This is a genomic window from Amycolatopsis sp., from assembly GCF_035546795.1.
Taxonomy (GTDB): Bacteria; Actinomycetota; Actinomycetes; order Mycobacteriales; family Pseudonocardiaceae; genus Amycolatopsis_E.
On record NZ_DASZWC010000024.1, the window covers coordinates 122863 to 135950 of the forward strand.

Annotated in this window: 9 protein-coding genes; 5 read left to right on the forward strand and 4 right to left on the reverse strand. The window is 67.6% G+C overall.

All coding sequences use genetic code 11. The features are described from left to right. Nucleotides 1-28 precede the first annotated feature (28 nt). Entirely contained in the window at nucleotides 29-781 is a 753-nt protein-coding gene (locus tag VHD82_RS16310; protein ID WP_325703705.1) for an Asp/Glu racemase, read from the forward strand. A gap of 27 nt (nucleotides 782-808) precedes the next feature. Here the strand turns inward: VHD82_RS16310 and VHD82_RS16315 are convergent, their stop codons facing one another. Together VHD82_RS16315 and secA2 are read right to left on the reverse strand one after the other, a co-directional pair. Further along, nucleotides 809-2533, reverse strand: a complete 1725-nt coding sequence (locus VHD82_RS16315) for an NAD+ synthase (protein WP_325703708.1) — start codon at nucleotides 2531-2533, stop codon at nucleotides 809-811. 112 nt (nucleotides 2534-2645) lie between these two features. After that, nucleotides 2646-4973, reverse strand: a complete 2328-nt coding sequence (gene secA2 / locus VHD82_RS16320; protein WP_325703711.1) for an accessory Sec system translocase SecA2 — start codon at nucleotides 4971-4973, stop codon at nucleotides 2646-2648. Between the two features lie 121 nt (nucleotides 4974-5094). Here secA2 and VHD82_RS16325 point away from each other — a divergent pair, with 121 nt between their 5' ends. Together VHD82_RS16325 and VHD82_RS16330 are read left to right on the forward strand one after the other, a co-directional pair. Further along, complete coding sequence (locus VHD82_RS16325) at nucleotides 5095-6681, forward strand: alpha/beta hydrolase (RefSeq protein ID WP_325703713.1); 1587 nt, start codon at nucleotides 5095-5097, stop codon at nucleotides 6679-6681. A 22-nt stretch (nucleotides 6682-6703) separates the two neighbouring features. Beyond that, complete coding sequence (locus tag VHD82_RS16330; RefSeq protein WP_325703716.1) at nucleotides 6704-8278, forward strand: alpha/beta fold hydrolase; 1575 nt, start codon at nucleotides 6704-6706, stop codon at nucleotides 8276-8278. A 40-nt stretch (nucleotides 8279-8318) separates the two neighbouring features. On the opposite strand, the gene VHD82_RS16335 is transcribed toward VHD82_RS16330, so the two are convergent. After that, nucleotides 8319-9017, reverse strand: coding sequence for an LppX_LprAFG lipoprotein (locus VHD82_RS16335; protein WP_325703719.1), 699 nt, complete (start codon nucleotides 9015-9017; stop codon nucleotides 8319-8321). 23 nt (nucleotides 9018-9040) lie between these two features. Beyond that, nucleotides 9041-9994 carry a GlxA family transcriptional regulator gene (locus VHD82_RS16340; protein ID WP_325703722.1) on the reverse strand — a complete coding sequence of 318 codons (954 nt, stop codon included), beginning with the start codon at nucleotides 9992-9994 and terminating at the stop codon, nucleotides 9041-9043. On the opposite strand from VHD82_RS16340, the gene VHD82_RS16345 reads away from it, so the two are divergent. Then, nucleotides 9993-11357, forward strand: a complete 1365-nt coding sequence (locus VHD82_RS16345; RefSeq protein ID WP_325703725.1) for an MFS transporter — start codon at nucleotides 9993-9995, stop codon at nucleotides 11355-11357. The genes VHD82_RS16340 and VHD82_RS16345 overlap by 2 nt on opposite strands. A gap of 9 nt (nucleotides 11358-11366) precedes the next feature. Next, nucleotides 11367-12710, forward strand: coding sequence for a type I glutamate--ammonia ligase (gene glnA / locus VHD82_RS16350; protein ID WP_325703728.1), 1344 nt, complete (start codon nucleotides 11367-11369; stop codon nucleotides 12708-12710). The last annotated feature ends 378 nt before the right edge of the window (nucleotides 12711-13088 follow it).

Here is a 13088-nt window from a genome sequence, read left to right on the forward strand (position 1 = left end):
GCAAACGCACCTCCCTACCCTCGGGACGATGGACCGCATTCCAGGACCCGAGCCGCAGATCGGCGTCGGTGTGGTGGCGTCGTTCGACTTCACCCGTGATCGGGAGCTGTGGCGCTGGATGCCGCCCGACGTCACCCTCTACCTGACGCGAACCGAGCCGATCGCCACCAGTGACCCGCAGGAGCTCGTCACCGAACTAAACGTTCCTCGCTACCTGGCACGGCCCACCAAAGAACTCTGCATGCTCGACGTGCGCGCGGTGATCTACGCCTGCACCGCCTGCAGCTTCGTCGGTGGCCCCGAAGGTGAGCGTGCGTTGCGCGAAAAGATGCTCGCCTGCGGTGCGCCGGTCGCGCTGACCACAGCCGCCGCTATGACCCAAGCACTCGCCGCTGTCGACGCTCGCCGGGTCGCCGTTGTCCACCCCTACTCGGCGGAGGTCGGCGAACGCCTCCGCGCATACCTGACGAAGTCCGGTTTCCATGTGGTCTCACTCAAGGGCTTGGATCTCTCCGCAGCCGAACTCCCGCACGTGACCTACGACCGAGTCGCCGATCTTGTCCTCGCGGGCGATCATCCGGACGCCGACGCCGTCTTCATCAGCTGCACCGGCCTGCCGACTTACGATCTCATCGCCCCCGCCGAACGGCACCTCGGCAAACCCGTCATCACCGCGAACCAGGCCACCGCCTGGGCGCTCCTGCGCACCATCCCGCGCCAAGCCGTCGGACCACACCAGCACCTGACGCAGCAAGGTGGCTTTGCTACGGATCAGCCGTAGTAAAGCCACCTTGCTCAAACACGCAGGTCAGCGCTGAGTACCTTCACGCCATCCGTTGGTGATCGGGAGCCGCCGGTCCCGGCCGAAGGCCTTGAAGGTGATCTTCGTGCCGACCGGGTACTGCCGTCGCTTGAACTCGGAGTGGTCGACCATCCGGAGCACCCGGTCGATCGTCTCCGCGTCGAACCCCGCCGCGATCAGGTCCGCGTACCCGCGGTCGCCCTCGACGTAGTCATCCAGGATGTCGTCCAGCAGCGGGTAATCTGGAAGCGAGTCGCTGTCCAGCTGCCCCGGCCGCAGCTCCGCCGATGGCGGCTTGGTGATCGAGTTCTCCGGGATCGGCGGCATCTCCCCGCGCTTCTCGGCTTCCGCGTTCCGCCAGCGCGCCAGCTCCCAGACGTGCGTCTTGAACACGTCCTTGATCGGTGCGAACGCGCCGACCGCATCGCCGTAGATCGTCGAGTAACCCACCGCCAGCTCGGTCTTGTTCCCGGTCGCCAGCACCAGGTGACCCTCCTGATTGGACAGTGCCATCAGCAGCATCCCGCGGGTGCGTGCCTGGATGTTCTCCTCCGCCAGCCCGGTCAGATTCAGCTGGTCGACGTACACCCGGACCATGTCAGCGACCGACTCGGTCCGGAAATGGCAGCCGAGCCGCCGCGCGAGTTCCGCCGCATCCGCCTTGGAGTGCTCCGACGAATATTGCGAAGGCATCGATACGCCGTACACGCAGTCGGGCCCCAGGGCGTCCACCGCCAGCGCGGCCGATACCGCCGAGTCGATTCCGCCCGAGAAACCGAAAATCACCGAGCGGGCACCGTTTTTCTGCACATAGTCACGCAATCCGACGACGAGCGCCGACCACACCTCGGCTTCGTCGGAGAGCGGTTCGCTGATCGGCGCTTCCGCGATCGGCTCGTACGCGGGGACCGGTTCGCTGCCGAGTACCCGCCGGCGCACTGTCATGCCTTCGAACTCGCCCTCGGCGCTGTGGCCGCCCGCCGGCAGATCGAGATCGACGACCAGCAGGTGCTCCACGAACTGCGGCGCGCGCCCGAGCAGTTCCCCGTCCGCGCCGACGACGATCGAATCCCCGTCGAAGACCAGGTCGTCCTGACCGCCGACCAAGTTGGTGTAAACCAATGGCGCATTCGCCTCGGCTGCCCGCCGGGCGACCAGCGGAAGCCGGATGTCGTCCTTCGACCGTTCGTACGGCGAGGCGTTGGGCGCCACCACGAGGTCCACCCCGGCCTGACCGAGCGCGGTCACGGGTCCGCCGTCCTGCCAGATGTCTTCGCAGATCACCATGCCGATGTCGAGCCCGTGCAGCCGGACCACGTCCAGGGTCCGCCCGGCCTTGAAGTACCGCTGCTCGTCGAAAACGCCGTAGTTGGGCAGGTGGTGTTTGAACTGACGCGCCACCACTTCGCCGCCGTAGAGCGCCGCCGCGGCGTCGCGAGGGCCGACCTCGTCGAGGTCGAGATATCCGATGTACACGAGCAACTCGCCGCAGCCGGCTTCGGCCAGCCGCCGCGCCAGGTCATCCACCGCCTGCCGGGACGCCTGCGCGAACGTGGCCCGCAAGGTGAGGTCCTCGACGGGGTAACCGGTCAGGGACATCTCGGGAAAAACCACGACGTGGGCCCCCGCCTGAGCGGCCTTCTTCGCCCAGTCGACGTGCAACTGGGCGTTGCCCGGGACGTCGCCCACTGTCGAGTTGATCTGAGCCAGCGCGATCCGTAGTTGCGGCATACGGACATTCTCACCCAACGGTCGGATCACCACAGCCGAAATGTGCCCCACGGAACCGAGCAAGGGATGTTTACTACGCCCAAGCCGTAGCAAACATCCCTTGCTCCCCGGGTCAGCCCTTCTTGCGGCTCAGCAGGCTCCGCACCTGCTTCAGCGTCTGCTCGAAGTCGGAGTCGAACGGGTTGTCGTGCACCAGGTACGTCCACGTGGAGCTGGGTCGCCGCACCCCCGACGCCGCCAGGTCCACGCCGTCGTCGGTGACTTCGAGATCCTCGAACGACTTGAGCGAACGTTCCTCGATCGCCGGCACGATCTTGCGGAACTCGGGGATCGCCAGCCGGTGAAACTCGTCCAGCGGCGTTTCCCGCGCGAGCGCCCGCAGGTGGATGCTCTCGCGCACATCGGTGAGGAACGCGAGGTGATCCGACCACAGCGCGTCCAGGTGCAGCAGCATGATCTCGCGGCACACCTGCTCGAGCTGCTCCTCTCCCAGCTTCTCCTCGAGCTCCTCGTATTGCTTCTTCGCCGCTTCCTTCAACGTCTCGGCCGCGAGATCGGTCCGCAGCAGCTTGTCGCGGTGCTTGAGCAGCTCGTGCCGCTGATGCTCGATCAGCCGCGTGTAGCGCCAGGTGTTGCGGTGGATCTCCAGATGCACGCCCTCGGCGACCCGCTGCGCGTGGTTGATCTGCCGCTGCGCCGCCGGATCCGTGATCTCACCCGTCTCCTCGTCGGCCTGGATCCCGTCCGGCACGTCCGGCGCGTTCGACAGCACGAGCTCGTCGTTCAGGCTGGCGAAGAACACCGCGCTACCCGGGTCGCCCTGTCGTCCGGACCGTCCGCGCAGCTGCCCGTCCAGCCGGCTCGACGGGTACCGCGCGGTGCCGATCACGTGCAGGCCCCCAAGATCGGCCACCCGCTCACGGTCCGCGCCGTCCCCCCCGCCGAGCCGGATGTCGGTGCCTCGTCCGGCCATCTGGGTGGACACCGTCACCGCCCCGAACGTGCCCGCTTCGGCGATGATCGCGGCTTCTTCGGCGTCGTTGCGTGCGTTGAGGACGACGCATGGCAGGTCCACCTTCGCCAGCTTCTCCGCCAGCTCCTCGGACTCGGCCACGTCCTGGGTGCCAACAAGGATCGGCCGACCGGTTTCGTGCACCTCGCGGATCTCCGATTCGATCGCGCGCAGTTTCTGGGACGGTGACGCGAAGATCCGGTCCGGGTGGTCCTCACGCACGTTCGGCGTGTTCGGCGGGATCACCGCGACCTCGAGCCGGTAGAACTCGCGCAGCTGCTCGGCCACCGCCACCGCGGTCCCGGTCATGCCCGCCACCTGCGGATACCGGGCGAGCAGCGCCTGCACGGTGATCGAGTCGAGGATCTCGCCGCGGTCGGTCGCCGCCACCTGCTCCTTCGCCTCGACCGCCGCCTGCAGACCGTCCGGCCAGCGCTGCAACTCCGCCACGCGGCCGCGCGAGGTGTTGATCAGCTGTACTTTGCCGTCACGCACCAGGTAGTCGACGTCACGGGTGAGCAAAGCGTGCGCGTGCAGTGCGACGTTCACCGCCGCCAACCGCTCGGAGCCCGAGTCGCCGTAGAGGTCGATCCCGCCCAGCGCCTTCTCCACGACCGAAGCGCCGGCTGTGGTCAGCCACGCGTTGCGGCCGTCGGAGTCGGTCTCGTAGTGCAGCCCCAGCCGCAGCCGGCGGACCACGTCGGCCACCTCGATGTCGGCCACCGCGTGGTCCACCGAACCGGCCATCACCAGCGGCACCCGCGCCTCGTCGACAAGCACCGAGTCCGCCTCGTCCACGATCGCGACCTCGGGTTCGGGTTGTGTCAGGTCTTCGACGTGGGTGACCAGCCGGTCCCGGAGCACGTCGAACCCGATCTCGCTCACGGCGCCGTAGGTGACCTCGGACTCGTACGCCGCGCGCCGTTCCTCGCGGCTCAGCGACGGATCCACCCAGCCGACCGTCGCGCCGAGCAGCTTGTAGATCGGCTCCATCCACTCGGCGTCACGACGGGCGAGGTAGTCGTTGACCGTCACGACGTGCACCCGCTTGCCCTGCAAGGCGAATCCGGCGGCCGCCAGCGCACCGGCCAGCGTCTTGCCTTCACCGGTTTCCATCTGCACGACATGCCCGGTGAGCAGCCCCATGGTGCCGAGCAGTTGGACGTCGAAGGCTCGCTCGCCGAGCGCACGCCGCGCGGCCTCGCGGCCCAGCGCACAGACCTCGATCAGCTGTTTGTCGCCGAAGCCCGCCTCCAGCCGCAGTTTCGCCGCGCGTTCGGTCAGCTCGGTGTCGCTGAGCTGCTCGACCTCGGCCTCGAGTTCGCCGATCGCCGGCAGCAGCCCTTCGTAGTGGGTCAGCTCGATGCTGGCCGGACGCTCGATGAGCCGGCGCAGCTGCTTCCCCATTCGGCTGATCAGTGCGGGCACCCTCGGTCTCCTGTCTCTCTCCAACCGTCCACCCGGCAACGTGGTGGTGGTGGTCGTGTGTTCCCCGCCAGGATGGCACGATCACGCCGTGCCCCTCCTACAGCGAGCCCGGTCGCGAACCGTGCGAGTAGCCGTCCTGTCCGGTATCTGCCTGCTGACCCCGCTCGCCGCATGCACGTCGGAGCATTCGAGCACGCCGCAGCCGGAGCAGAACCAGACGGAATCGCGGGGCCCGGTGGGTCCGGTGCCCGCCGGGTTGGACAAGTTCTACGCGCAGCCGCTGGCTTGGGGCGAGTGTGCACCCTACGCGACTACGGATGACGCCAAATCCCTCTTTGGTAGCGACAGTCTGCAGTGCGCGCGACTCACCGTGCCGCTGGACTATGCCGCCCCGCAGGGCGACACGATCACGATCGGCGTGCTGCGGCACAAGGCGAGCGGCAACCGGATCGGCGCGCTGGTGATGAACCCGGGCGGACCCGGCGCCTCCGGCATGGTCGCCGCGGCGAGCCTGTCCTCGCAGATGTCGAACTCCGAGCTGGGACAACGGTTCGACCTGGTCGGTTTCGACCCGCGGGGAATCGGGGCCAGCGAACCGGAGGTCACCTGCCTGACCGACGGCGAGCGCGATTCCGAGCGCGCGGAGGATCTCGACACCGACGGCTCGCCGGCGGGCGTGGCGAAGCAGGAAGCGGAATCCAAGGACTTCGCCGCCAAATGCGCCCAGCGCACCGACCACGGCACGGCGATGCTGGCCAACCTCGGCACCCGGGACGTCGCCAGGGACATGGACGTGCTGCGTTCCGCGCTGGGCGAACAGAAGCTGACGTATCTCGGCTACTCCTACGGCACGCGGATCGGTTACACCTACGCCGAAGCGTTCCCGAACAACGTGCGGGCGATGGTGCTCGACGGTGCGCTGGATCCCAATGAGGACGAAACGGAATCTCTGGTCAACCAGGGCGCGGGCTTCGGCAAGGCGTTCACCCAGTTCGGCAACTGGTGCGCCGCCCGGCAGGACTGCGCGCTCGGCACGAATGCGGCGAACGCGACCAAGGCCTTTCAGGATCTCGTCCGCCCACTGCTGGACAATCCCGTCGACGTCGGCGACGGCCGCAAGCTGACCTTCGACGACGCGACGCTGGGCACCATCCAGGCCCTGTATTCGCAGCAGCTCTGGCAGCCGTTGAACTCCGGGCTCAACGAGCTCAAGCGCGGCCGCGGCACCACGCTGATGGCACTCGCCGACCAGTACAACGAGCGAGACCAGGAAGGCCACTACTCCAATACCCAGGACGCGTTCACCGCCGTCCGCTGCGTCGACGACCCGCGGGTGACGGACAAGAACGAGATCCTCTCCGCCGAAAACCAGTACGACCAGGTCGCGCCCTTCCTCGACGACGGCAGGCCGAACGGTGCCGCGCTCGACGCTTGCGCGTACTGGCCGGTCCCCAACACCTCGGAACCGCACGAGCCGAAGGTCGCCGGAGTGCCGCCGGTACTGGTGATCTCGACCACCAACGATCCTGCCACTCCCTACGAAGCGGGGGTGAACCTCGCGAAGGCGATGAACGGCGCGTTGTTGACGTTCGAAGGCACCCAACACACCGTTTTCCTGCAAGGGAACTCCTGTGTCGACGACGCGGGCACGGCGTATCTGGTCGACGGGACCCTGCCGGCGGCGGGCAAGCGCTGTGCCGCACAGTGACGGAGCTGGCACGATGTGACAGATGCGTTTCCGTCGCTTGCGGCTGCCGGCCGTCCTGGGCTTGGTGTTGTGCGCGCTGACCGCGTGCAGTGGTGCGCAGGCTCCGAGTAAGTCTCCGCAGTCTTCGCCGGTCGCGGATGTGCACGCGCTTGACCGGTTCTACGACCAGAAACTGGCGTGGGGCGACTGCGGTTCCTACGCGACGGGGGAGCAGAGCCAGGACGCGTTCCGCACGCCCGGCGTGGAGTGCGCGCGGCTGACCGTGCCGCTCGACTACGCCCGCCCGCAGGGGCCGACGATCACCGTGGGTGTGTTGCGGCACAAGGCTTCCGACCCGGCGGACCGGATCGGCTCGCTGGTGATGAACCCCGGCGGGCCGGGCGGTTCCGGGATGGAGGCGGCGGCGCATCTGGTGCCGATGGTCGCGAACAACGCGATCGGCCTGCGGTTCGACCTCGTCGGGTTCGATCCGCGTGGGGTCGGCGCGAGTCAGCCGCGCGTGCACTGCCTGACCGACGCCGAGCGCGACGCCGAGCGCGAAAACAATCTGGGCGACGGAACTTCGCCCGGCTCGGCGTCGGCGCTGACGGCGCAGGCGAAGGACTTCGCGGACAAGTGCACGCAGCGCACCGGCGCCGACGTACTCGCGAACGTCGGGACGCGGGATGTCGTCAAGGATCTCGATGTGCTGCGCGCGGCGCTCGGCGACAAGAAACTCAGCTATCTCGGCTATTCGTACGGGACGCAGGTCGGCTATGACTATGCGGAGGCGTTCCCCGGCAACGTCCGCGCTCTGCTGCTCGACGGCGCGATCGATCCCGGCGAGAGCCAGCCGAATTCACTCGTCGCCCAAGGCGCCGGCTTCACCAAGGCATTCGGATTGTTCGCCACGGCATGCGCGAAACACGCGGACTGTGCCGTCGGAACGGACCCGTCGCGCGCCACGCAGGCCTTCGAGGACCTGACCGCCCCACTCCGGCAAACCCCCGCCGACGCCGGGGGAGGAAGGAAGCTTTCCTACGACGACGCCATGACCGCCGTGGTCGAGGCGATGTATTCGCAGCAGTCGTGGCCGATGCTCAACAGCGGGCTGAACCTGCTCCGCGCCGGTGACGGCAGCCAGTTGCTCCAACTCGCGGACGGCTACTACGACCGCGGCCCCGACGGGCACTACTCGTCGCTGCAGGACGCGTACTACGCGGTGCGTTGCGTCGACGGCCCTCGTGTGTCCGACGCGAACGCGATCGCCACGATCCACCAGCGCATGTCCGTCGCCGCCCCCTTCCTCGGCGGCGGCCGGCCCGACGAAGGCGAGCCGGACATCTGCGGCTCTTGGCCGGTGGCGAGCACTTTCCCGCCGCCCCACCAAGCCACGCCCGGGCTTCCCCCGCCGCTGATCGTCTCGACCGTCAACGACCCGGTCACCCCGTATCAGGCGGGCGTCAACCTCGCCGGCGACCTAGGCGGTGGCCTGCTCACCTACGAGGGCGCCCAGCACACGGCCTTCCTGCACGGGAATCAATGCGTCGACGTCAACGGCCTGGCCTACCTCGTCGACGGCACGCTCCCGCCGCCCGGAACCCGCTGCCCCACCTAGCCCCACCTGCGAAAACGAGCAAGGTGCGTTTACTACTGTCTCACCCGGCCGCCGTCGACGAGATCGGCGCGTTCGCATGGGACAGCCCGAGCTCCAACATCACGGCGCCCTCGTTCGGCTGCCGCGGCGGAACCTGCATCCACACCCGCACCAGCGCCCGCGGCTCACTCTGCGTGACCCAGAACTTCACGTCGACATCCGACTGGACTCCCGGCAGCAGCCCGGACACCGCGCTCTGCGTCAGCTCGCCGGTCACCCGGTACGTCTGCACACCCTGAACGTCTTCCTTCGTCTCCGTCTTCAGGCCCGTGGCCGCGCGAAGCAACGAAGGCAGCCCGTGCTGCGGGTCGAGCAGCGCCACGATGTTGTACTCGGCCGGCACCGGCTCGTCGGTCGACGTCCCGTGCTGGTCGGTCAGCCGCAGCGTGTCGCCGTCGATTTCGTACTGCAGCTCGAAACGGTTCGTCGATTCCTGCATGTCGGCCTGCCCGACGGCCGTCCCGTACCGCCCGCCGTCGCGGCTCGCCTGCCCCTTCACCTCGCGCACGTCCAGCCCGGGGATCGTGCCGCTGACGCTGAAGTCGAACTGGATGCTATGCAGCTGTTCGAGTGACGTCGCGGCGTCGTGGACCATCGTGGTCCCGTCGGGCAGAGGGCCGCGGGTGTCCGGGGAGGCACTGCAGCCGCAGGCGAGCGCCAGGAGCAGCACGAGGACACCGGCGGTGCGGCGGCGGAGCATGGAGGTAACCGTAGCGCTGCCGGTCACGGCCTCGAGAAGGTGCGCCGGTACGCCAGCGGCGAGACCCCGATCGCCGCGTTGAGATGTTGCCGCAGTGAAGCCGCCGTCCCGAGTCCCGCCTCGGCCGCCACCCTGTCCACGGCCAGGTTGGTCGTCTCCAGTAACTGCCGTGCCCGCAGTACCCGTTGCTGGTTCAGCCATGCCCGTGCCGACAGCCCGGTTTCCGCCCGGAAGCGCCTGCTGAACGTGCGCACGCTCATCCGCGCGTGCCGCGCCAGCGTGTCCAGATCCAACGGCTCGCCCAGCCGTTCCAGCGCCCACGCCCTCGTCGCCGCCGTACTGCCCACCGCGGAATCGGGCGTCGGGTGGTCGATGAACTGTGATTGCCCGCCGTCTCGCCAGGGCGGCACGACGCAGTACCGCGCGGCGGTGTTGGCCACCGCGCTGCCGTGGTCGGACCGGATCACGTGCAGGCAGAGATCCATCCCCGCGGACAGGCCGGCCGCGGTCAGCAGATCCCCGTTGTCGACGAACAACACGTTCTCGTCCAGTTCCACGCGGGGGTACAGCCGCCGGAACTCCGCGGCGTGCGCCCAATGTGTCGTCGCGCGCCGGCCATCGAGCAGGCCGGCGGCCGCCAGCACGAAGGCACCGGTGCAGATCGACATGATCCGCGCACCGGCCGGGATCATGGCCAGCGCTTCGGCGATCTTCTCCGGCAGCGTCCCGATCCGCCGCGGTCCCTCGACGCGGGTGCCAGGGATCACCACTGTGTCCGCCTCCGCCAGTGCCTCCGGGCCATGCGAAAAATGCGCCGTGTACCCGGGCGTCACGCGCACCGGCTCATCGTCGACGCCGCAGATCCGCACGTCATAGAGCGGTTGCCCATCCCGCTTCGCCGAGGAGAACGCCTGCGGCGGGATGTTCAGGTCGTAGCCGATCACTTCGGAGATCGCCAGTACGACAACTCTGTGCATGGCCGAATTTTTGCATATATTGGCGCTTCGGCCACTCGCCCTGGTCGGCAAGAGTCCGGAAGCTGATCCGGTGACCACTTCCGCACCGTCTCGCCCGCGGATCCACCGCGCCTGGCTGGTCGCTTTCGCGGCCTTTGTCGCGCTCGTCGGGGCCGCCGGTTTCCGCGCCGCGCCGAGCGTTCTCATCGATCCGCTGCACGAAGAGTTCGGCTGGTCCAACACGACCATCTCGGCTGCCGTGTCGATCAACCTGATCTTGTACGGCCTCATCTCGCCCTTCGCCGCCGCGCTGATGGAGCGGCTCGGCATGCGCCGGGTCGTGGCCGGCGCGCTGGTTCTGGTCGCCGCGGGCAGCGGGCTCACCGTGTTCATGACCGCGAGCTGGCAACTCCTGCTGCTCTGGGGAGTCCTCGTCGGCACCGGCACCGGCTCGATGGCGCTCGCCTTCGTCGCCACCGTGACCAGTCGCTGGTTCGTCAAGCACCGGGGCCTGGTCAGCGGTGTCCTCACGGCCGCGGGCGCCGCCGGGCAACTGGTCTTCCTGCCGCTCATCGCCGCATTGGCCACGCACCAGGGCTGGCGTTCGGCGTCCCTGACCGTCGCCGCGGCCGCACTGGTCGTCGTCCCGGTTGTGCTGCTCTTCCTGCGTGACCACCCAAGCGATGTCGGCACGACCGCCTACGGCGCGGCTGAGCCGGAGGAGCGTCCCGCACCGGCGCGCGGCACGGCCCGACGAGCACTGAATGTCCTTCGCGACGCGGCTCGCACCCCGGTGTTCTGGTTGCTCGCCGCCGGGTTCGCGATCTGTGGCGCATCGACGAACGGCCTGGTCGGAACCCATTTCGTGCCCGCGGCCCACGAGCATGGGATGCCGCCGACCACCGCCGCGTCGTTGCTGGCACTCGTCGGTCTCTTCGACGTCGCGGGCACCATCGCTTCCGGCTGGTTCACCGACCGCATCGATCCGCGCTGGCTGCTCGGCGGTTACTACTTCCTGCGCGGCTGTTCGCTGCTCATGCTGCCGCACCTGTTCGCGCCGACCACCGAACCGCCGATGTGGGCGTTCATCATCTTCTACGGCCTCGACTGGGTGGCCACCGTCCCGCCGACCGTGGCCCTGTGCCGCGAGCGGTTCGGGTTGACAGGTCCGATCGTCTTCGGCTGGGTGTTCGCCGCCCACCAGATCGGGGCTTCGATCGCCGCCACCGGCGCCGGCATGATCCACGACCACACGGGTGGTTACGACATCGCGTGGTATGTGGCGGGCCTGTTGTGCGGTCTTGCTGCACTGTTGTCGATCTCGATTCCCTCGGTCAGGGCAGAACGAGAGCCGCGAAACATGGCGTTAACACGTCGCCCGTAGGGTGCGCTCATGGATCGCCAGCAGGAGTTCGTGCTGCGCACGCTGGAAGAACGCGACATCCGATTCGTCCGTCTGTGGTTCACCGACGTATTGGGTTTCCTCAAGTCGGTGGCCGTGGCCCCGGCGGAGCTCGAGGGTGCCTTCAGCGACGGGATCGGATTCGACGGGTCGGCCATCGAAGGCTTCGCGCGCGTCTACGAATCGGACATGATCGCCAAGCCCGACCCCTCCACGTTCCAGGTGCTGCCGTGGGAGACGCCGGAGGGTGGCCACTACTCGGCGCGGATGTTCTGCGACATCGCGATGCCCGACGGTTCGCCCTCCTGGGCCGATCCCCGGCACGTGCTGCGCCGCCAGCTTTCGAAGGCCGGGGAAGCGGGGTTCACCTGCTATGTGCACCCGGAGATCGAGTTCTTCCTGTTGTCGAGTCTGCCGGAGGACGGGACAGAGCCCGAGCCGGCCGACAACGGCGGGTACTTCGACCAGGCCAGCCACGCGACGGCGACGCACTTCCGCCGGCACGCGATCGAGACACTCGAAGCGATGGGCATCTCCGTCGAGTTCAGTCACCACGAGGGCGCTCCCGGCCAGCAGGAGATCGACCTGCGCTACGCCGACGCGCTGACCATGGCCGACAACGTCATGACGTTCCGGTACGTGATCAAGGAGGTCGCGCTCACCCAGGGGGTCCGCGCCACCTTCATGCCCAAGCCGTTCACCAGCCAACCGGGTTCGGGAATGCACACCCACGTGTCGCTCTTCGAGGGCGACCGCAACGCGTTCCACAACCCCGAGGACCCGTTCGAACTGTCGGAGACAGGCAAAGCGTTCGTGGCAGGCCTGCTCTACCACGCACGGGAGATCTCGGCGGTCACGAACCAGTGGGTCAACTCCTACAAGCGGTTGATCAGCGGGGGAGAGGCCCCGACCACCGTGTCGTGGGGAAGGTCCAATCGCTCCGCGCTGGTCCGGGTGCCGAACTATTCACCGGGCAAGGCTTCGTCACGACGGGTCGAGGTTCGCACGCTCGACTCGGCCTGCAATCCGTATCTCGCGTACTCGGTCGTCCTCGCCGCGGGCCTGAAGGGCATCGAGAAGGGATACGAGCTGCCGCCGCCGGCCGAGGACAACATCTGGTCGCTGTCCGACGCCGAGCGCAAGGCCGCCGGCTATGACCAGCTGCCGCAGAACCTCGGCGAAGCGCTCACGGAGATGGAGCGTTCGGAGTTGCTGCCCGAGGCATTGGGCGAACACGTCTACGACTTCTTCCTGCGGAACAAGCGGGTCGAGTGGGACAACTACCGCAGCGCGGTCACGCCGTATGAGCTGCGCACCTTGTTGCCAGTGCTCTGACCTGCGGGTATCTGGTTAGGGGACCCCCCTGTTTCAGGGGGGTTTCGGCACATGTAATCTTCTCTTCGTCGCCAGGGAGACCGGGCTGACGGGGTGAGAGCCCCGGCGGACGGAACCAGGGTCGGGCGGTTGACACCGCGAACCGGACCAGGTAATGTACTGCGACGGCCCTGAAGTAGGGTCGCCAACCACCACTACGAAATCAGTAGGGGTAGAGGCTTCTCTTCATCAGGAAACAAAAAGCTTTGAAGATTCAGTGCGACGGTGTCGCGTGTTGTTTGAGAACTCAACAGTGTGTTTGATGAACTAAGCCAGTAGAGCTTATTTGAACCCTTTGTGGGTTTCTTTGAGAATGCGATCGAGTCGGTCGAACTTGTT